This is a genomic window from Kitasatospora sp. NPDC058406 (assembly GCF_042722765.1).
GTDB lineage: Bacteria > Actinomycetota > Actinomycetes > Streptomycetales > Streptomycetaceae > Kitasatospora.
Map to the genome: position 1 here is coordinate 14,949 of NZ_JBHXKE010000018.1, position 20,275 is coordinate 35,223.

Genomic DNA, 20,275 nt, shown 5'->3' on the forward strand with positions numbered 1-20,275 from the left:
GCCACTCCTCCCCCCCCCCCCGGGGGGGGCCCCCCCCCCGGCGGGGGGGGGGGGGGGGGGGGGGGCCCCGCCGGGGGGGCCCCCCCCCCCTGGGGGGCCCGCCCCGGCCCCCCGGCCCCCCCCCCACGGGGGTCGTACTCGTCGATCAGACCGCCGGAGCGGGGAAGGTCGGGAACTCCACGCCGGAGACGTACTGGACGACCCGGATGACCTGGCAGGAGTAGCCGAACTCGTTGTCGTACCACAGGTAGAGGATCGCGTTGTCGCCCTCGACCTTGGTGGCGCCGGCGTCGACGATCGAGGCGTGACGCGAGCCGATGAAGTCGTTCGACACCGCGTCGGGCGCGGTGGTGAAGTCGATCTGGCGCTTCAGCGACGAGGTCAGCGACACCTCGCGGAGGTACTCCAGGACCTCCTCGCGGCTGGTCTCGCGCGCCAGCTGCAGGTTGAGGATCGCGATCGAGACGTCCGGCACCGGCACGCGGATCGAGCTGCCGGTGATCTTCGCCTTGAGGTCCGGCAGCGCCTTGGCGACGGCGGAGGCGGCACCGGTCTCGGTGATCACCATGTTCAGCGGCGCCGAGCGGCCGCGGCGGTCGGCCTTGTGGTAGTTGTCCAGCAGGTTCTGGTCGTTGGTGAACGAGTGGACCGTCTCCACGTGGCCGCGCAGCACGCCGTACTCGTCGTCCATCGCCTTCAGCGGCGGCACGATCGCGTTGGTGGTGCAGGACGCGCAGGAGATGATCTGCTCGTCCGGCTTGACCGTGTCGTGGTTCACGCCGTGCACGATGTTGGGCACGTCGCCCTTGCCCGGGGCGGTCAGCACGACCTTGTCGATGCCGGGGCGGAGGTGCTTCGACAGGCCCTCGCGGTCGCGCCACTTGCCGGTGTTGTCGATCAGGATCGCGTCGTTGATCCCGTACGCCGTGTAGTCGACCTGGGACGGGTCGTCGGCGTAGATCACCTTGATCGCGTTGCCGTTGGCGACGATCGTGTCGTTCGCCTCGTCGACGGTGATGGTGCCCTGGAACTGGCCGTGGATCGAGTCGCGCCGCAGCAGCGAGGCGCGCTTCACGATGTCCTGGTCACCGCCCCGGCGGACGACGATCGCCTTCAGCCGCAGACCGTTGCCGGAGGCCTTCTCGATCAGCAGGCGCGCCACCAGGCGGCCGATGCGGCCGAAGCCGTAGAGCACGACGTCGCGCGAGCCGAAGCGCTCGATCTTGTTGTCGCCGGTGGCACCGGCGACCGCCTCCGCGGTGAACTGCTCCACCGAGAGGCCGCGGCCGTCGGCGCGGTGGGTGGCGGCGAGCATACCGATGTCGATCTGGGAGGGGCCGAGATCGAGCGCGGTGAGCGCCTGGAGGAAGGGCAGCGTCTCGGTGACCGAGAGCTCCTCGCCGGCTATCTGGCGGGCGAACCGGTGGGTCTTGAGGATGCTGACCACCGACTTGTTCACCAGGGAGCGGCTGTGCAGCAGGACTGTGACGTCCCGCTCCCGGTGCAGTCGGCCGATGATCGGAATCATCGACTCCGCGATCTCCTCGCGGTTTTTCCAGTCCGTGAACACGTCGTCGTTGACAGTCACAAGTCCATCTTTCGAGCTAGGAGGGTGTTCACATGCTAGCTCCGGCCCCGCCCGGTCAACGAAACGGGCCCCGGGGCGCCCTTCCGCCCCACCCTCCCCACCCGCCCCCGGAGCCCCCCGCAACCCGCCCGCGGCACCGGCCGCAACACCCGCGGCGCCACCCCCGGGAGCGACTTCCGGGCACCGTCCGGGCGCCTCCCGGAGCGCACCTCCGGAGCCGCCCCCGGCGGTCGACCGGACCGGCCGGACGGCACAATCGCTGTCATGCAGCACATCTTCGTCATCGGCATCGGTGCGGGCGACCCCGACCACCTGACCCTCCAGGCCGCCAAGGCCCTGGCCCGCACCGACGTCTTCTTCATCCTCGACAAGAACGAGGAACGGCAGGACATGATCCGGCTGCGCCGGCAGATCCTCGCCGAGCACGGCCGGCCCGGCCACCGCGTGGTCGGCGTCTCGGACGCGGAGCGGGACCGCACCACCCCCGCGTACACGGCGGCCGTGGAGGACTGGCGCAGCCGCCGGGCCGACCTGGTCGAGCGGCTGGTCGCCGAGCACCTCGGCCCGGACGAGACCGGCGCGTTCCTGGTCTGGGGCGATCCGAGCCTCTACGACAGCGTCATCGCCGTGATCGACGAGGTCCTCGCCCGCGGCGGCGCGGCGTTCGGCTACGAGGTGGTCCCGGGGATCAGCAGCGTCTCGGCACTCGCCGCCCGGCACCGCACCACGCTGACCCGGGTCGGCCGACCGGTGCAGATCACCACCGGCCGCCGGCTCGCCGAGGGCTTCCCGGAGGGCGTGGACGACGTGGTGGTGATGCTCGACGGGCGCGCCGCCTTCACCGCGATCGACCCCGAGGGGCTGGAGGTCTTCTACGGCGCCTACCTCGGCACGCCCGACGAGATCCTCGCCGCCGGTCCGCTCGCGGAGACCGCCCCGCGGATCAGCGAGCTGCGCGAGGAGGCCCGGGCGCGCAAGGGATGGATCATGGACACCTACCTGCTCCGCCGCTCGGAGGGCTGACGCCCGGGAGAGCTGACGTTCGGTCATGCGCCGTCCCCGCCAAGGCGGGGGCGGCGCATTCGTGTGTGCGAAGGATCCTTCGGCACGGGTCGGACGGGAAACTCTTGACGTTTGTTGACCGCGAGTAGGTAAGGTTAGCCTCACTTCATAGACAGCGTCCAACAGGAGCTGCAGATGGCCCACCGACCATGCCGTCCGGGCCTCCCTGTCCAGCCCTGTCCGGACCAGGCCCACCCCCGTCGTGCCGGCCCGGACGGTCCCGGCCCCCACCGCAGCGGCTCAGCCCGTCGCGGTGGCACCACCCGTCACGGCCGCGAGGCCCGTCGCTGCGGAACCACCCGTCGCGACGGCACAGCGCGGACCGGTCCCGCCCCCGGGCGGCACGGTCCGGCTCGGGCGGGTGTGGGCGGCACCCGCCACCGCCGCCGCCACCCTCCCGGAGGGACCGCTCCCTTGACGATCCCGCAGACAGCCCCGCACGCCGCACCGGTCGGACGCACCGGGCCGACCCCGACGCGCACCGGGCAACGCACCTCCGCCCCGACCCCGACGCGAGACTCCTCGCCGACCGCACCGCCCGCCACCGCCGGAAGCACGCCGCGATGACCCGGACCGCCCAACGGCTGCTCCGTCTCATCACCGGCCCCACGCCGCCGCCGTTCGCCCTGGTGCACCGCCCCGCAACCACCGGCCCGGGCATCCTCGACGTGCTGACCGGCACGGTGAGCCGCCCGGCCCGGATCGGCGACCTGCCGGTGCCGGACGCCGACGCATCCGGCCGCCACCAGGTCCTCGCGCTCCTCCCCCACCGGCTTCCCGCCGGCCCCGGCGGGACGGCCTCCGACGACGGCGACGCCCTGACCGCGCTCCGCGTCACCGAGCAGGCCCTCGCACCGGTCGCCGAGGTGCTCGGACTGCTGCCCGGCACGCCGGTCGGCCTCACCGGAGCGGGCGCCGAGCCCGACGACGAGGACCCGGCGCCCCTGCGACGGACCGACGCCGGGCGATCCTTCTCGGTCACCGTCACCGACTGGTCGCCCTCCACCGCGCTCGCCCTCTTCCGGCGCCTGCTCGGTCAACAGCCCGGTGCGTACTGGACGTTCGTCCTGCACACCGGCGACCGCGTCCTCCTCGGCGCCTCGCCCCGGCGCCATGTCGGCCTCGACCGCGGCACCATCGCGCTGAACCCGGCCGGCGGTACCTACCGCTACCCGCCCGGCGGGCCGACCACCGAAGGCGTCGTCGCCTTCCTGACCGGCGCGGAGGAGGCCGCCCGGCTCTACCGCGCGGTCGACGAGGGTCTCGGAACGGCGGGCCGGCTCTGTGCGGCCGGCGGCCGGATCGCCGGCCCCCGGCTGCGGACCATGCCCCACCTCGCCCACACCGAGTACCAGGTCGAGGGCCGGACCACCCGCGACGTGCGGACGATCCTGCACGAGACCCGGCCGCCCGCGCCCGCCGTCCGCACCTTCCCGGACGACGCGGGCGGTCCGAGCGGACCGGACGGGCTCGGCGGCCCGGGCCACCACCCCGGCGTGATCGCGCTGATCGGCCGGGACGGACGCGGCCGCCAGGCCCTGGACTCCGCCGTCCTCGCCCGGACCGCCGAGGTCGACGCGACCGGGCGGCTGCGGATCCGCGTCGATCCGGCCCCGGTCCGCGGGTCGGCCCCGGCAGCGGCGACCGCCTGGACGCGGATCGAGGCCGCCGACCTGCTCTCGGCCCTGCGGACCGTCGCGCCCGCTCCGGGGACGCGCGCGCCGGAACCCTCCGACCTCGGCTCCCAAACGGCGGTCCGCCGGGCCCTCGCCGCCCGGCACGAACCGGTCGCCGCGTTCTGGCAGGCGGAACCGGAGGAACGGGCGCAGCCGATGCCCGCGCTCGAAGGGCGCCGGGTCCTCGTCCTGGACCCCGGGGACACCTTCACCGCCCTGGGCCGGCAGATGCTCACGGCCCTCGGCGCCACCGTCGAGGTCAGCCGGTTCGGCGATCCGCACGGCTCCGACGCACACCCCCGCCACTCGTTCCGCCCCGACGGGCCCCGCCTGCCCGGACCCGGTCTCCCGGGCCACGGGCCGGAAGGGCTCGGGCCCCAGGAGCACGGACCGCAGGAGCACGGACCGCAGGAGCACGCGGCGGGGAGGCACCACCCGGAGCGGCACCTGCCGGACGGGTTCGGGCTGCCCGGGTCCGGCTTCGACGGGTACGACCTGGTCATGATCGGCCCGGGCCCCGGCGACCCCCGGCAGAGCAGCAACCCCGGGATCGCCCACCTCCGCGGCGCCGTCGCCATGCTCCTCTCGAACGGCACCCCGTTCCTGGCGGTCGGGCTCGGCCACCAGGTGCTCTGCACCCTGCTCGGCCTGGCGGTCGTCCGCAGACCCGCGCCGCAGCGGGGCGTGCGGCGCACCATCGACCTGTTCGGCCGGACCAGGACGGTGGGTTTCCACAACACCTTCGCCGCCCGCTGCGACAACGAGGACTTCCCCTCCATCTGGCGGCCCGGCACCGTCCTGGTCTCCCGCGACGACGTCGACGGCGAGGTCCACGCCCTGCGCGGACCGGACTTCGCCTCCGTGCAGTTCCACCCGGCGTCCGTCCTCACCCGCAACGGCCCCGCGCTCCTCGGCGGCCTCCTCGCCGATCTGCTGACGGCTCCGGTCGGGACGTCCTGAGGCGGGCCGGGAGGCGACCGGCGGCGGCCGAAGCGCGTCCCCCGGACCGGTCGCGGTCCACCTTCCGCAGCGGTCACGGTCCGCCTGCCGGGACGGCCCGGCAGGCACCCGCGGCGCTCCCCCGGGCGCGCCCACGGCCCGTGGTGGACCGGGCCGGGGAACCGCCCCGGAGACCGAGAACGCCAGGTCGCGGGGGCGCGGCGGGCGGTGCGGCGAGCCCCCGCGCGCACCGTGCGACCACTCGCCAGACTCTCCGGGGCTGAACTAGGGTCGCCGTATGATCCGGTCCCCCCGCAGACGCTCCCGCATGGCCGAGGGCCTCCCGCCCATCACCGCGGAGAAGATCGTCGCCGCGGCTCTGGAGCTGACCAGGGCGCACGGGCTGGACACCTGGTCGATCCGCCGGCTGTCGGGGGCCCTCGACGTCTGGCCGGGCGTGATCTACCACCACGTCGGCGACCGGGACGCCGTGGTGGCGGAGGTCACCGGCGCCGTGGTCGCCGCCCTGCCCGTCCCGGACCCGAGCCTCCCCTGGCGGCAGTGGTTCACCGAGCTCCTGCTCGACGGACGGACGGTGATGCGGCAGTATCCGGGCGTCGCCCGACGGATGTGCCTCGTCGGCCCGACCGTGCCGGCCGCCCTGCCCGTCGTCGAGACCGGCGTGCAGATCCTGGAGCGCGCCGGGTTCGGCGCGGACGCCGCCCTGGTCTACCGCTACCTGTTCAACAGCGCCTTCCTGCTGGTCGCCGCCGAGGACGACCGCGCCGCGGCCCCCGCCGCCCCCGCCGCCCCCGCCGCCCGGGAACGCGCGCCCCACCAGCAGACTCCCGACGAGGCCGCGACCGCGTTCTACGCGTTCACGGTCGCCCGGGCCCTCGACGGCGCCGAGGCCCTCCTCGGCCGCGGCACGCACCGGACGCGCTGAACGCTCCGAACACACCGAACGCGCCGAACGCACCGGGGGCCGATCTGGGCCCCTCGACAAGCCGCCCGGTAAGCCGAGTCGCCGCCCCGGACCGGTTCGCGCCGACGCTCAGTCCAGACCGCCCGGCCCCTGCGCCGCCGAGGTGTCGGCGACCGGATGGCGAACGTCCTCGACGTACTGCCGCGCCCGCGCCCGGACGCCCTCGGGAAGCTGCCCCCGGGCCAGGTCCTCCAGCGTGACGTGCTCCAGGACCTGCCGCAGGCTGACCCGCACCGCCCGCCAGACGTCCGGCAGTTGAGCCGCCGCGCCCGGGTAGTCGAGGCCCGTGAGGCTGAGGTCCCGGACATTGGCGAGCGAGCCGTCCACGGCCCTGATGACGTCCGCGAGGGTGATCTCCGCGGCGGGTCGGGCCAGGGCGTAGCCGCCCTCGGGGCCCCGCACGCTGCGCACCAGCCGGTGCTGACGCAGCTCGCGCAGGATCGAGAGGAGGAACCGCAGCGGAATGTCCTGGGCACCCGACAGGTACTCCGCCTTCGTCGGGCCGGCGGGCCGGAGGGCCAGCTCCGCCATGGCCCGTACCGCGTAGTCCGCCCTGGCCGAGATCCGCATGGGTCCAATCTCTCACGCCGCCCCCTCGGTCACACCACCGCTCCGGGCACGATCCGATCACCACGCGACCCACACACCTCGGACACCTGATCAGACGCCCCCGTCACTCGACTTCCATATAGTGCATCGAGTTAGTGGACAACATCGCTCGCTGGAGAAACCGATGTCCCTGCCGACACACCAGTCCCACCCGACCCGGCACACCGTGGCGGTCGTCGGGGCCGGCGCCGCCGGCGCGCTCGTGGCGATCCACCTGTGCGAGGCCGCCCTCCGCCGGAACACCCCCTTAACCCTCCTCCTCGTCGACCCCGCCCTCGCTCCCGGCTCGGGCTCGGCCCCGGGAGCGGGCACCGCGTACGCCACCCGGGACCGCCGACACCGGCTGAACGTCCCTGCGGGGGGCATGAGTTGCTACCCCGAGGACGACACCCACTTCGTCCGCTGGCTGGTCCGCCACGCGGACGCCCGCACCACCGCCGCCGACTTCGTCCCCCGCGGGCTCTTCGGCTCCTACCTCGCCGACGCCCTCACCGACGCCTCGGCCCGGGCCCGCGCCCTGGTCACGGTGCACCGGGTCGCGGCCACCGTGACCGGCCTCGCCCGGCAGCGCGGCCGGACGGTGCTCACCTTCGCCGACGGCGCCGAACTCACGGCCGACAGCTGCGTCCTGGCCACCGGTCCGCTCCGCTCGCGGCAGTCCTGGGCACCGCCCGGGCTCCGCGACTCCACCCGGTTCGTCCCGGATCCCTGGGCGCCGGACGCCCTCGCCGGGCCGCTCGCGTCCGACGGCGACGTGCTGCTCGTCGGCACCGGGCTGACCGCCGTCGACGTGGCGCTCACCCTCGACCGTCCGGGCCGCACCCTCCACGCCGTGTCCCGCGGCGGCGACCTGCCCAGCCCGCACGCCGTGGCCCCCCTCGCCGCCGTCCCGCCTGCCGTGCCGCTGGACGGGCTCGCCCTCGCCGACCTGCGGCGTGCCGTCCAGCGGCACGTCCGCCGCACCGTCCGCACGCACGGGGACTGGCGGCCGGCCCTCGACGGCCTGCGCCCGCTGACCGCGCGGCTCTGGTCGGCCCTTTCCGTCGAGGAGCGCGCCGAGTTCCTCGCCCGCGACCGCTCCCGGTGGAACACCCGCCGGCACCGGATGGCACCCGCGACCGCCGAGGCCCTCGCCCGGCTCCGGGAGGCCGGCCGGTTCCGGCCCGCCGCCGGGCAGGTGGCAGCCGTCCGGGAGGACGAGCCCGGGGGCACCGGGCTCGTCGTCACCCTGGTCGACGGCCGCACCCTGCGGGTCCGCTGGGTGGTGGACTGTACCGGGCCGGCGACCGATCCGGCCCGCTCCCCCGACCCCCTGCACACCGGCCTCCTGGACGCCGGCCTCGCCCGCACCGGCCCACTGGGCATGGGGTACGCGACGGACCCGGACGGACGGCTCCTCGGCGCCGACGCCTCGGCGCCCGCGCCCCTGTGGACGCTCGGCGCCCACCGCCGCGGCGAACTCTGGGAGACCACGGCGGTACCCGAGATCCGGGCGCAGGCCGCGCGCATCGCGGACGTCCTGCTGACCCGGGCCGCCGCTCCCCGGACCCGCCCCGCAGGCGTCCGGCCCACGGACCCGATGGGGCTTCCGCTCAGCACCGACCCGGCGGCGGCCGAGGCCTACCGCACGGCCCTGGACCTCCTCATGGCGGTCCGGGCCGGCGCCGACGAGGCACTGCACCGGGCCCTCGAACTCGACCCGGGCTTCGCCCTCGCGCACGCCGCGCTGGCCGCGCTCGGCCATGAGGGCGGTGCCACCGCGGACGTCCCCCGCGCGCTCGCCGACGCCCGCAGCGCGGTCCGCGAGCGCGGCGACGAACGGGAACGCTCACTGGTCGAGGTCGTGGCCCACCGGGTCCGCGGCACCGGCGGGGACGCCGCGCTGCTGCGCCACCTCGCCGACCACCCCCGGGACGTGCTCGCACTCGGCATGGCCGTCCCCACCATCGCGTTCTCGGGCGTGACGGACCTTCAGGACTACGCGTACCGGCTGGTCGGGCGCATCGCTCCGGAGCACGACGGCCACTGGTTCCACACCTCGCTGCTCGCCTTCATCCGGCAGGAGCAGGGCGACTTCGCGGCCGCCGAGCAGCTCGCCGACCGGGCCCTCGGCGTCGAACCGGCCGCCGGCCACGCCGTGCACGCCCTCACCCACGTCCACTACGAACGCGGGAACCACGAGGAGGGGCGCCGCTGGCTCGACGCGTGGATCGACCGCCACGGCCTGGGCACCGCGCACCACGCCCACTTCTCCTGGCACGCGGGCCTGCACGAACTGGCCCTCGACGACGCGTCCGCCGTCCGGGAGCGCTGGTACTCCCAGCTGTCGCCGTCCCGGGTGAACGGCGTCCGGGCTCTCGTCGACTCCGCCTCGTTCCTGTGGCGGGCCCGACTGGCCGACCGGTGGCACGGCGCGACGCCCGTCACCGCGGTGCTGGACTCGATCGGCCGCGAGTCCCTGGAACGGCCCGCGACGGCCTTCGTCGCCCTGCACAGCGCGATGGCTCTCGCGTCCGCGGGCGACCTGGTCGGGCTGCACCGCCTCCGGCGGCACGCGGCGTGGCACACCGACCCCGTGCAGCACGAGGTCATCGCGCCGCTCTGCGACGCCATGACGGCCGTCGTGGAGGAGCGCTGGGGCGACGCCGCGGACACGCTGACCGCCCTGCGGCCGACGCTGCGCCGGGCCGGCGGGAGCGCCGCCCAGCGCGAGGTGGTCGAGGAGACGCTGATCCACGCGCTGACCGCCGCCGGCCGCTACGCCGACGCGGAGCGGCTGCTGCGGACCCGACTCGACCGCCGCCCCTCCCCGCTCGACCGGCGCCGGGTCCGGTCGCTGCCCCGGCACCTCCCGACGGCCTGACCGCCGCGGGCCCGACCAGGGCCACCGGCCAGCGCCGATCGCCACCGGCCACCGGCCACCGCCGGCCTGTCCCCCGCGCCGACCTCACGCGCCCGGGGACAGGCCGGCGGTGGTCGTCAACCGGCGTCGGGTGCGGGGGATTTCACGGAACCCGGGCCGGTGTCGTCGCGGCACTTCCGGTGGCGTTTCCCCCACCGTGAACGGCATTCCGTGGGCGCCTCCGCACGACGGGACCGCGGTCCCCCCAATTCACCGCCGGTGAACGGGCGTCAGTAATTCCGCTCATCATCGTCACCCCCCGTGATCGCAATTCGGGTCGGCCTCCGACCGCGTCAAGAAGGGGCGTTCGGCGCCGAACCGGCTCGGAGCCTATGCGGCCGACCGCAAGATCGTCAACGGCCTTTCCGGGAGCCCGAATCCCGCGAATCGGACCAATGGGTGGAACCTTCGCAAGAGCGCGGACAGCGGGACAGCTTCCCAGGTCAGGAGGGCTGGGATAGGGTGCGGCCGACGGGCCGGTCCAGGGGGGCCGGAGCCCGTCGGGCCGCTGCGCCCAGGGGGTTCCGGGCCGCGCCACGTCTCCGCGCCACGCCTGATCCGACGTCATCCGGTCCGGTGCGGACCGGGATCGCCGATGCGCACCGACTGTCACTCCAGTCACATTCCGCAGGCCAGCGCTCTATGCCGTGTACCTGACATGCTTATACTGGCGCTGCCTCACCAAGGGACTGCTTCCACGCGCCCCGAGGTCCACCACCGCCGCCGCGGCATCCGGCCCGCGAGGCGGCAGCGCGCTCCCCCCACCCGTGTGCGGGGGACACCGACCGGTGGCCGTCCTCCGCACGGCCGCCCGGAGAATCTGCACGTCCGTTTCGTCGTGACGAAGTTTGGAGATATCACCATGACCTCACGTCAGGAGATCACGGATTCCGTGGTACTTCGTCTTCGCCAGACCCTCCCCGCCCTCGGCGAGGACGGCGTGAACGAGGACAAGGACCTGCGCGACTACCCGGAGTTCGACTCGCTCGGAATTCTGGAGGTCCTGGTCTGGCTGGAGGGCGAATTCGCCGTCTCCATTCCCGACGAGGAACTGAGCGTGGACAACTTCAACACCATCGGGAAGATCGTCGACTACGTCGTCGCCCAGGGCTAGGGCTCTCGTCACCGGAGTCGGACGATGGAGATCTTCACCCTGCCGGACCTGCTCACGGTCCGCGCGGCGACCCATGGCGCCAACCCGGCCGTGAGCCGGCACGGCGACGTGCTGAGCTACCGCGAACTGCTGTCCCTGGCCGAGGAGTTCGCCGACGCCCTGGCCGCGAACGCGGTCGGGCCGGGCGACCGGGTCGCCGTCCTCCTGCCCAACTCGGTGCAGTGCCTCGGGTGGTTCTTCGGGGCACTGCGGCTGGGCGCGGTCGCGGTGGTCGTCAACGAGTCGCTGAAGCCGCAGCAGGTCGAGCACATCGTCCGGCACAGCGGTGCGGCCGTGGTGGTGACCGACCGGCGGCACCGCCCGCTGGTCGGCGACCTCGGCGTGCCCGTGCTCGACGCGGCGGACGCCGCCCCGCGCGGCGGCACCGGCGACCCGGCCAGGACACCCGGCACCGCCGCGGGGACCGTCGGCACGGGGACAGCCGGCGCGGGGGCGGGCCGCACGGGGCCGATCAGCGGGGACCTCGCCGCCCTGATCTACACCTCCGGCTCCACCGGCCGGCCCAAGGGCGTCATGGTCACCCACGCCAACCTGGTCGCGGGGGCCCGGATCGTCGCGACGTACCTGCGCCTCACGGAGGCGGACCGCACCCTCTCCCTCCTGCCGTGGAGCTTCGACGCCGGCCTCAACCAGGTGCTGGCGACGTTCTGGGCCGGTGGCACGCTGGTCATCGGCGGCCCGGCCTTCGCACCCAGGGTCTGCCGGGAGCTGGCCGCCGAGCGGATCACCGGCCTCGCCGGGGTTCCGCCGCTCTGGGAGCTGCTGGTCAACCGGCCGTCACCGTTCCTCGGCCTCGACCTGCCCGAACTGCGCTACGTCACCAACACCGGCGGCGCGCTGCGGGCCGACACCGTCGCCCGGATCAGGGACGCCCACCCCGGCACCGAGGTGTACCTGATGTACGGGCTCACCGAGGCGTTCCGCTCCACCTACCTGCCGCCCGACCTGGTCGACAGCCGCCCGGGGTCGATGGGCCGGGCGATCCCGGACACCGAGATCCTGGTGCTCGACGAGCACGGGCGCCGCTGCGCGCCCGGCCAGGTGGGCGAACTCGTCCACCGGGGGCCGACCGTCGCCGCGGGCTACTGGCGCGACCCGGACGCGACCGCGCGGGTGTTCCGGCCGTACCCGTTCGCCCCGGGCGGGGCGGTCGCGGAGCGGGTGGTCCACTCGGGCGACTACGTCCGCTGCGACGAGCAGGGGTTCCTCAGCTACCTCGGGCGGCGCGACGAGCAGTTCAAGTCCCGTGGCTTCCGGGTCAATCCGACCGAGATCGAGGCCGGACTGCTCGCCTCCGGCCTGCTCACGGAGGCGGTCGTCTTCGCGGACCGCCCCGGCCTGTCCGCCGACCCGGCCGACGGGACGGACGCCGATCCCGTCGTCGTCGCCGTCGTGGTGCCCGCCGACCCGGCCGGCTTCGCCCTCGACCTGCTGGAGGAGCACATCGCCGCACACCTGCCGCTCTACCAGCGGCCCGGTCGCCTCCGGGTGCTGCCGACGCTGCCCCGCACCTCCTCGGGCAAGGCGGACCGTGCCCGGGTCAAGGCCGAGTACGGCGCCCGGCCCGCCGCCGAGGCGCCGCAGGAGGCCGCCCGTGCGACCCGCTGACACCACGGCGCCGACCGGCGCCACGGCACCCACCGAACCCACCGAGCCGACCGAACCCACCGAGCCGACCGAGCCGACCGGCGTCACGGCACCCGCCGGGCCCGCCGGCGTCACGGGGCCCGCCGACGAGGAGGCCCGGCTCGCCGCTCCGCTGGAGCGGTTCGCCGCCCTGCACGCGGCGACGCTGCGCGGATCACGCGGCGGTGTCGTCGACCTCTCCTACCCCAACCCCCTGGTCCACCGCGACCCGCGCGGATTCGACCTGCTGCGCACGCTGACCGCCTCGGTCGGGCAGAGCGAGCTCCAGTACACGCCGTTCGGCGGCGGCACGCTCGCCCGGCGCCGAACGGCCGCCGCGCTCTCGCGACGGCTGGGCCTGCGGCTGGGTCACCGCGACCTCCTGCTGACCCCGGGCGCGACCGCCGCGCTGAATACCGCCCTGGCCGCCCTCTTCGAACCCGGGGAGGAGGTACTGGTCGTCACGCCGTGCTGGATGGACTACTTCCTCTACGCGCACCGGCTGGGCCTGCGGACCCGCCCGGTGCCCTCGGGCGCCGGCAAGCGGCTGGACCTGACGGCGCTCGCCGCGGCGATCGGTCCCGACACTGCGGGCGTGATCATCAGTCAGCCGGTCTGCCCGACCGGGGTGCTGCACGACGCGGACGAGCTGACCGGACTGGCGGACACCCTGCGCGCCGCCGCCACCCGTTTCGGCCGCGCGCCCGTGCTGATCAGCGACGAGGTACACCGCGACCAGAACTGGGGCGGGGCACCCTTCACCAGCCCGATGCAGGTGTACCCGGACACGGTCAGCGTGTACTCGTACGGCAAGGCGTGGTCCCTCCAGGGGCAGCGCACCGGCTACCTCGCCCTCGGGCCGGGCCTGCGCCGGCGGGAGGAGACGAGGGTGCGCGCCGAGCGGGCCCTGCGCTCGATGGGCCACTGCGCCCCGACCGCCCTGATGCAGCGGCTCGTGCTGGAGCTGGCCGATCTCGACCCCGACTGCGGGGACCTGCGCGCCGACCAGGTGCGGCTGCGCGCGCTGATGACCGACCTCGGCTACCGCGTGGTCGGCGGCGGGGCCACCGGCTTCCTGTACGCCGAGTGCCCGTACGGGCTGGGCGGCTGGGAGTTCGTGGAACTGCTCGCCGCGCACGGCCTGATCGCCATGCCGTCGGAGCTCTTCCACGAGGAGGGCCACTTCCGGGTGGCCCTCAACACGGGGCCGGACCGGTTCGAGGACATCGGGCGGCGGTTGCGCACGGCCTTCGAGGAGGCTCGCGAGCGGGGCCGGCCGCACACGAATTCCAGCTGAGCAGAAGGGTGGAGACCATGGAGAACACCATGTCCGGCATTTCGGCCGGCGGTGTCGCGGACATCACGGAAATCACGGGGACCGCGGCGATCGCGGAAATCCTGGAGCGTTTCGTCCGGACCGAGGGGCGGGTCGACGACGGTGACCCGGAATTCACCCGGCAGATCGACCTCTTCGATTCCGGATACCTGGATTCGCTGGGGACCCTGCACCTCATCCAGCACATCGAGGAGCGGTTCCGATTCGAGCTCGGCGACGACGCCCTCGGTGACCCGTCGTTCGGCAGCATCGACGGGATCAGCTCGATCGTCGCCGCCGCGCTGGCGGCGGCCGGCTCGCGGGAGCGCTGAGCGGTGGACCTCGGCCTCTTCTACTTCGCGGACGACGCCGCCGCCCCGGACGGCACCGCCCCCCGCGGCGGCGTCACGGACCGCTACCGCCTGCTCCTGGAGGGCGCCCGGTTCGCGGACCGCGCCGGTTTCGCCGCCGTCTGGACGCCCGAACGGCACTTCCACCGCTTCGGCGGCCTCTACCCCAACCCCGCGGTCACCGGCGCCGCCATCGCCGCGTGCACCGAGCGGATCGCGATCCGCGCGGGCAGTGTCGTCGCCCCGCTGCACCACGTGCTGCGCATCGCCGAGGAGTGGGCGGTGGTGGACGGCCTGTCCGGCGGACGGGCCGGCCTCTCGCTGGCCTCCGGCTGGAACCCGGCCGACTTCGTCCTGCGCCCCGAGGGGTTCGAGGGGCGCGACCGCGCGGCGGTCGAGGCCGTCGACACGCTGCGCCGGCTCTGGCGCGGCGAGCCGCTGCCGGCCGCCACCGCCGACGGGCCCGAGGGCCCGCGGATCTTCCCCCTGCCCGTCAACGGCCCGCTGCCGATGTGGCTGACCAGCGCGGGGAACCCCGGGACCTTCCGGGCCGCCGGACGCACGGGCGTCGGTGTGCTGACCCACCTGGCCAACCAGGACCTCGCCGAGCTCGCCCTGCGGACGGCCGAGTACCGGCACGAGTACGCCGCCGCCGGGCACCCGGGGCGGGGCAGGGTGGTGCTGATGGTCCACACCCTCCTGGGCGAGGACCAGGCCGAGGTCGAGGCGCGGGCCCGCGGGCCGCTGGAGGAGTACCTGGTCAGCGCCATGACCCTGTTCGGCCCCCAGGAGAGCGCCGGGTGGAGCCCGGCCCGCACCCGGGCCGTCGTCCGGCCCGCCCTGAGGCGCTACCTGCACCAGGGGTGCGGTCTGTTCGGGACGGTCGCCCGGGCCGAGGAGCTGGTCGAGGAGTACCGGCGGGCCGGTGTCGACGAGCTCGCCTGCCTGGTCGACTTCGGGGTGCCCGCGGCGGAGGTGCTGGACGGCCTGGAGCACCTCGCCGAGCTCGGCCGCCGGGTGGCCCGCCCGGCGCCCGGACGGGGCGCCACGGTCCCGGACGCCGGGCCGCGCCCCGCTCCGGGAGCGGTACCGGCGCATTCTTCGAGCCCGCCCCCGGAAAAGGCTGTTCAGAGCCCCTGATCTCTTGTACCGTACATGATCAACGGCATTGCGCCGACCCTTCTCGTGAATGCGCGAATTCTCCGGCCGGCGCCATCCACCCGGCCCCGCGGGATTGCGGCCGACAACCACGGGCGAAGACCTTCCTGACCACATCATCACGCCGGGGGAAAACGTGGGAACCGATTCTGCGCGCTATCCGCTGTGGGAGCTCCTGGAGCGCCCCAGCACATTCGGGAGGGCGTCCCACACGGCGGTCCGCGCCGAGGGCACCCGGGTGCTCTTCGCCGACGGGCAGTGGCGCCAGTGCGCCACCAGCGGCCTGTGGAACGTCAACCTCGGCTACGGCAACCCCCGGATCGCCGACGCCGTCCGGACCGCGTTGATCGAGACGTCGTACTTCTCGCTGTTCCGCGCCGGGCACGAGCCCGCCGTCGCCGCCTCCCGGGCCCTGCTCGACGTCTGCGGCCCCGAGCACTTCGGCCGGGTGCTCCACTCCACCTCGGGCAGCGCCGCCAACGACCTGACCATGAAGCTGGCGCGCCAGTACTGGTCGCTGCACCGGCAGTTCCGCCGCCGGGTCGTCGTCGGCCTCAAGGGCAGCTACCACGGCCTCACCTACGGCAGTCACGCCCTGACCGGCATGTCGCTCGGCCAGAGCTACTACAGCGTCGACCAGCGGCTCATCCGGCACGTCAGCCACGAGGACCCGGCCGAGCTGGAGGAGCTGCTTCGCACGGAAGGCGACAGCATCGCCGCCGTCGTGGTCGAGCCGGTCCTCGGCACCGGCGCGCTCCCGCTGCCCGACACCATGCTCGCCGCCCTCGCCCGGCTGCGCCGCGAGTACGGCTTCCTGCTGGTGGCCGACGAGGTCGCCACCGGGTTCGGCCGCACCGGCTCCTACTTCGCCTCGCAGAACTGGCCCGAGCCGCCCGACGTCCTGCTCGCCTCCAAGGGCCTCACCAACGGCACCTGCGCCGCCGCCGCGGTCGTCGTCTCGCACGCGATCTGCGACGTCTTCGACCGGGCCGACTCCGCCCTCACCCACGCCGAGACGCAGGCCGGGGCTCCCCCGACCTGCGCCGCGATGCTGGCGACCATCGACGAGATGGCACGCCTCGACGCGGTCGGCCGGGCCGGCCGGGTCTCCGCGAAGCTCGACGGCCTCCTCGCCGAACTGACCGCGCACCCGCTCGTCGCCGACGACAACGGCCTCGGCTGCTTCCGGGCCCTGCGGCTGAGTGCCGACGGCGCCGACCTGTCCGAGTCGGTCCTCGGCCGGGTCGTCGACGAGATCCGGCAGGCCGGCGCGCTGGTGTCGGCCGGCCCGAGCCGGATCCAGCTGGCCCCGGCCCTGGTGTACCGGGACGAGGACGTGGAGTCGCTGGCCGCGGCCCTGCGCACCGGTCTCGACCGGGCCGCCGAGTGGCTGCTCGCCCCGGCGGCGGGCCGCCCGTGACCGCCGAGACGATCGACGCCGCCACCGCCGTCGGCTGGTCCTTCCCCGTACCGCGCAGCGACCCCCGCGACCCGCCGGCCGCGTACCGCACCGCCGAGGGCGAGCCGGTCCGGCGGGTGCCGCTCAGCTACGGCGGCGAGGCCTGGCTGGTGACCGACTTCCGGACGGCCCGCGCCGTCCTCGCCGACCACCGGGGCTTCAGCTCGGACTCCACCCTGCCCGGCTACCCGGCCTTCCCGCTCTCCTCCAAGCGGCCGATCCCCGGCCACTTCCTGTCCATGGACCCGCCGCAGCACACCCGGCTGCGGCAGCTGGTCGCGGCGGAGTTCAGCGGCTCCCGGGTCAGGGCGATGCGCCCCGCCCTGACCGCCTCCGCCGACGAGCTGATCGACCGGATGGTCGCGGCCGGCGGCCCGCAGGACCTCGTCACCTCGCTCGCCGTCCCGCTGCCCGCCCTCAGCGCCTCGCAGATGCTGGGCACCCCGCTCGCCGACCGGGACTTCTTCCTGGACTGCACCCGGGACCTGCAGACGCACGACGCCACGGCGGTGCAGCGCGTCCTGGCGGCCGGGAGGATGAACCAGTACCTGGAGCGGCTCTTCACCGCCAAGCGGACCGGCTCCGACGACGACCTGTTCAGCCGTCTCGCGCGGAGCCTCGACGACGGCGACCTGACCATGACCGAGCTGGTCAACCTGGCCAACCTGATCGTCGTCGCGGGCCTGGAGACCACCGCCGGGCTGTTCTCGCTGACCATGCTGTCGCTGCTCGGCGACCCCCGCCAGGCCGAGCTGGTCCGGGCGGACCCGGAACGCCGGGCCGGACACGCGGTCGCCGAGGCGCTGCGCTACTGGACCCTCGTGCAGCACGGCGTCGCCCGGGTCGCCCTGCGCGACACCGAACTCGGCGGGCGCACGGTCCGCGCCGGGGACGGCGTGGTGGTCCACCTGGCCACCGCCAACCGGGACCCCGCCGTGTTCGAGGAGCCCGACCGCTTCGACCTGACCCGTACGGTGCGCAGCCAGCTGGCCTTCGGGCACGGCATCCACCGCTGCCTCGGGAGCGCGCTCGCCCAGACCCAGACCGAGCTGGCCGTGGCCGCCCTGCTGCGCCGCCTGCCCGGTCTGCGGCTCGCCGAACCGCAGGCCGAGCCGCCGTTCCTGGCGGAGATGCTCATCTACGGTCTGCGGTCGCTGCACGTCACCTGGTGACCCGTCACCGGAAGTCACCATCGCTAGGAGGGGGAGGCCCGATGCCCGGCACACCGACCACACCGACCGCACCACCGGCACCGACCGCACCACCGGCACCGGCACCGGCACCGAACGCACCCGTCGCACCCGTCGCGCCGGACGCGCCGGACGCGCCCGCCGCGCAGTCCGCGCCCGGCGAGGGCGGCGACGGCACCACCCTGCTGCACGGCTACGTGCCCGTCATCGACCTGGGGCTCGACGCGCCGCCGGACGCGCGACGCCGGGCCGGCGTGGCCGAGGCCGTCCGCAAGGCGTGCGAGACCAGCGGCTTCCTCGTCGTGGTCGGCCACGGGGTGCCCGAAGCGACCGTCACCGCGCTGTACGAGGCGGCCGGCGCGTTCTTCCGCGGGCCCGCCGAGGTGCGCGACGGCGCCGCCAACGACCCCGACGACCCGCTCCAGCACGGCTACGGCGCCAACGACCGGCTGCACCTGTTCGGCGGGAGCCTGCTCGGCGAGCGGACCGGGAACCGCTTCCCCGGGCTGGACAGCCCCAACCGCTGGCCCGACCAGCCGGGCTTCCGGGACGCGTTCCTGGAGTACTACCGCGCCGCGACCGTCCTGTCGGCGGAGCTGATGCGGCTGTTCGCCCTCGGGCTGGGCCTTCCCGAGACCTGGTTCGACGACAAGTTCGAGCGGCACATGACCCCGATGATGGTCAACTACTACCCGCCCCGCACCGGCGTCGCCCACGACAAGCTGCGCAACAGCCCGCACACCGACTTCGGCAGTCTCACCGTCCTCTACCAGGACGAGGCACCCGGCGGCCTCCAGGTGCGCGACCAGGAGGGCCGGTGGCTGGACGTACCGCCGCTGCCCGGCTCCTTCGTCGTCAACCTCGGCCGGCTGATGACCCGGTGGACCAACGACCGCTGGGCGAGCACCGTGCACCGGGTGGTCAACCCGCCGAAGGAGCAGGAGCACCTCGACCGGATCTCCATCGCCTTCTTCTACCAGGCGGACCCGGAGACCGAGATCGCCTGCATCCCCACCTGCACCACGCCCGACGACCCGCCGCACCACCCGCCGGTCCGCTCCGGCGACTACTTCCTGTCGAAGTCCCGGCGGGCGTACGTCCTGCGCAGCATGGGCCGGCTGGACGCGGCGCCGTGACCTACGGGATCAGCGCCGTCGACTACGCGCTCGGTGAACCCTGCGACGTCGCCGAGCAGGCACCCCGCTACACCCGCGACCTCAAGCGGGTGGAGGACTGGGGCTACCGCCGGTTCCACCGCGCGCCGGACGGCGTCGGGCTGACCGACCTGGCCGCGCAGGCGGGCCGACGGGCGCTCGACCGCGCCGGGATCGCGGCGGACGAGGTCGACCTGGTGGTGCTGGCGATGGCGGACATCCCCGAGTACCTCTACTGGGACCCGGCCGCGGCGACCCAGGCCAAACTGGGCACCCGCCGCGCGGAGGCCCTGCTGGTCAACCAGGCGTGCAGCAGCGGCGTCAGCGGATTCGACGCCGCCGCGGGCAAGTTCGCCACCCACCCCGGTTACCGGACCGCCCTGCTGATCACCGTCAACCGGGTCTGCGAGGCGTACTGGAACCGGATGGAGTCCAGCACGGCGATCACCTCGGACGGCGCGGTGGCGGCGGTGCTGCGGCGCGACGAGGAGCGGTGCCGCTGGCTGGCGACCGAGATCATCACCGACGGGACGTTCGCCGACGTCGCGTACCTGCCCGGCGGCGGTGCGGCCCGGCCGGTCACCGCCGAATCCCCGGACCCCGGCGCCGTCGGCAACCCGGTGACGCTGATGGAGGAGTTCCTCGGCCACGACCTGCGGGCGAAGATCCGCTTCATGCGGCGGACGAGGACCAACGGCCTGGCCGTCCTGGAGGCCGCCTGCCGCCGGGTGCCCGTCCCGGTGGGGGAGGTCCGGCACGTCCTGCACATGAACGGCACCGCGGACGGCCTGGCGGAGGCGGCGCGCGACTACGGCGTGCCGCTGGAGAACACCAACGCGGCCATCGCCCTCGACCACGGCCACTTCGGCTGCGCCGACCAACTGCTCGCGCTCGGCAAGAAGCTGGAGGCCGGCGAGCTCCCGCGGGGCGGGATCGTCGCCCTCACCAGCACCGGGAACGGCATGCACTGGGCCTGCACGCTGCTGCGGGTCTGACGAGCGGCCGGCGTCCGGCGGACACGCGTCCGCCGGCCGTCCGACGACCGTCCGACGAACCTCCGCCGAGCCATCCGGGCCCGACAAGCAAGA

At 74.6% G+C, this 20,275-nt stretch carries 15 protein-coding genes; 13 read left to right on the forward strand and 2 right to left on the reverse strand.

Annotation, left to right across the window (positions count from 1 at the left end):
- Window positions 1–145: 145 nt before the first annotated feature.
- Window positions 146–1,588 (reverse strand): glyceraldehyde-3-phosphate dehydrogenase, encoded by a 1,443-nt coding sequence (locus tag ACFWOG_RS05895; protein WP_329878405.1) that lies wholly within the window; start codon window positions 1,586–1,588, stop codon window positions 146–148.
- A gap of 264 nt (window positions 1,589–1,852) precedes the next feature.
- Here ACFWOG_RS05895 and cobF point away from each other — a divergent pair, with 264 nt between their 5' ends.
- The 3 genes from cobF (at window position 1,853) to ACFWOG_RS05910 (ending at window position 6,211) form a co-directional block, all read left to right on the forward strand.
- Window positions 1,853–2,611, forward strand: coding sequence for a precorrin-6A synthase (deacetylating) (gene cobF / locus ACFWOG_RS05900; protein WP_380355207.1), 759 nt, complete (start codon window positions 1,853–1,855; stop codon window positions 2,609–2,611).
- A gap of 602 nt (window positions 2,612–3,213) precedes the next feature.
- Window positions 3,214–5,286, forward strand: coding sequence for an aminodeoxychorismate/anthranilate synthase component II (locus ACFWOG_RS05905; protein ID WP_380355208.1), 2,073 nt, complete (start codon window positions 3,214–3,216; stop codon window positions 5,284–5,286).
- Window positions 5,287–5,563: 277 nt separating this feature from the next.
- The gene (locus ACFWOG_RS05910) at window positions 5,564–6,211 is read left to right on the forward strand and encodes a TetR/AcrR family transcriptional regulator (protein WP_380355211.1); all 648 of its coding nucleotides are present in this window, start codon (window positions 5,564–5,566) and stop codon (window positions 6,209–6,211) included.
- Window positions 6,212–6,319: 108 nt separating this feature from the next.
- On the opposite strand, the gene ACFWOG_RS05915 is transcribed toward ACFWOG_RS05910, so the two are convergent.
- Window positions 6,320–6,820 (reverse strand): Rrf2 family transcriptional regulator, encoded by a 501-nt coding sequence (locus tag ACFWOG_RS05915; RefSeq protein WP_355406147.1) that lies wholly within the window; start codon window positions 6,818–6,820, stop codon window positions 6,320–6,322.
- Between the two features lie 163 nt (window positions 6,821–6,983).
- Here ACFWOG_RS05915 and ACFWOG_RS05920 point away from each other — a divergent pair, with 163 nt between their 5' ends.
- The 10 genes from ACFWOG_RS05920 (at window position 6,984) to ACFWOG_RS05965 (ending at window position 20,182) form a co-directional block, all read left to right on the forward strand.
- Window positions 6,984–9,722, forward strand: a complete 2,739-nt coding sequence (locus ACFWOG_RS05920) for an FAD/NAD(P)-binding protein (RefSeq protein ID WP_380355214.1) — start codon at window positions 6,984–6,986, stop codon at window positions 9,720–9,722.
- A 901-nt stretch (window positions 9,723–10,623) separates the two neighbouring features.
- Window positions 10,624–10,875, forward strand: a complete 252-nt coding sequence (locus ACFWOG_RS05925; protein ID WP_329878415.1) for an acyl carrier protein — start codon at window positions 10,624–10,626, stop codon at window positions 10,873–10,875.
- Between the two features lie 24 nt (window positions 10,876–10,899).
- Window positions 10,900–12,543 (forward strand): AMP-binding protein, encoded by a 1,644-nt coding sequence (locus ACFWOG_RS05930; protein ID WP_380355218.1) that lies wholly within the window; start codon window positions 10,900–10,902, stop codon window positions 12,541–12,543.
- The gene (locus ACFWOG_RS05935) at window positions 12,530–13,858 is read left to right on the forward strand and encodes an aminotransferase class I/II-fold pyridoxal phosphate-dependent enzyme (protein ID WP_380355221.1); all 1,329 of its coding nucleotides are present in this window, start codon (window positions 12,530–12,532) and stop codon (window positions 13,856–13,858) included. The genes ACFWOG_RS05930 and ACFWOG_RS05935 overlap by 14 nt, the downstream gene beginning before the upstream one ends.
- An 8-nt stretch (window positions 13,859–13,866) precedes the next feature.
- Entirely contained in the window at window positions 13,867–14,208 is a 342-nt protein-coding gene (locus tag ACFWOG_RS05940; RefSeq protein WP_380355223.1) for a phosphopantetheine-binding protein, read from the forward strand.
- 3 nt (window positions 14,209–14,211) lie between these two features.
- Window positions 14,212–15,366 (forward strand): MupA/Atu3671 family FMN-dependent luciferase-like monooxygenase, encoded by a 1,155-nt coding sequence (locus ACFWOG_RS05945; protein ID WP_380355226.1) that lies wholly within the window; start codon window positions 14,212–14,214, stop codon window positions 15,364–15,366.
- Window positions 15,367–15,520: 154 nt separating this feature from the next.
- Window positions 15,521–16,804: a daptide-type RiPP biosynthesis aminotransferase gene (mpaD, locus tag ACFWOG_RS05950; RefSeq protein ID WP_329950943.1), complete on the forward strand. Its 1,284-nt coding sequence runs from the start codon at window positions 15,521–15,523 to the stop codon at window positions 16,802–16,804.
- Window positions 16,801–18,015, forward strand: a complete 1,215-nt coding sequence (locus tag ACFWOG_RS05955; RefSeq protein WP_380355228.1) for a cytochrome P450 — start codon at window positions 16,801–16,803, stop codon at window positions 18,013–18,015. Before mpaD ends, ACFWOG_RS05955 begins: the two co-directional genes overlap by 4 nt.
- A gap of 41 nt (window positions 18,016–18,056) precedes the next feature.
- On the forward strand, window positions 18,057–19,169 hold the full coding sequence (locus ACFWOG_RS05960) for an isopenicillin N synthase family dioxygenase (RefSeq protein ID WP_380355231.1): 1,113 nt from the start codon (window positions 18,057–18,059) through the stop codon (window positions 19,167–19,169).
- A complete protein-coding gene (locus ACFWOG_RS05965) occupies window positions 19,166–20,182 on the forward strand; it encodes a 3-oxoacyl-ACP synthase III family protein (protein WP_380355234.1) in 1,017 nt (338 codons plus the stop codon). Before ACFWOG_RS05960 ends, ACFWOG_RS05965 begins: the two co-directional genes overlap by 4 nt.
- The last annotated feature ends 93 nt before the right edge of the window (window positions 20,183–20,275 follow it).

Coding starts and splice junctions, on each gene's coding strand:
- cobF (WP_380355207.1), top strand. CDS start 1,853: ATGCAGCACATCTTCGTCATCGGCATCGGTGCGGGCGACCCCGACCAC.
- ACFWOG_RS05905 (WP_380355208.1), top strand. CDS start 3,214: ATGACCCGGACCGCCCAACGGCTGCTCCGTCTCATCACCGGCCCCACG.
- ACFWOG_RS05930 (WP_380355218.1), top strand. CDS start 10,900: ATGGAGATCTTCACCCTGCCGGACCTGCTCACGGTCCGCGCGGCGACC.
- ACFWOG_RS05925 (WP_329878415.1), top strand. CDS start 10,624: ATGACCTCACGTCAGGAGATCACGGATTCCGTGGTACTTCGTCTTCGC.
- ACFWOG_RS05960 (WP_380355231.1), top strand. CDS start 18,057: ATGCCCGGCACACCGACCACACCGACCGCACCACCGGCACCGACCGCA.
- ACFWOG_RS05915 (WP_355406147.1), bottom strand. CDS start 6,820: ATGCGGATCTCGGCCAGGGCGGACTACGCGGTACGGGCCATGGCGGAG.
- ACFWOG_RS05910 (WP_380355211.1), top strand. CDS start 5,564: ATGATCCGGTCCCCCCGCAGACGCTCCCGCATGGCCGAGGGCCTCCCG.
- ACFWOG_RS05920 (WP_380355214.1), top strand. CDS start 6,984: ATGTCCCTGCCGACACACCAGTCCCACCCGACCCGGCACACCGTGGCG.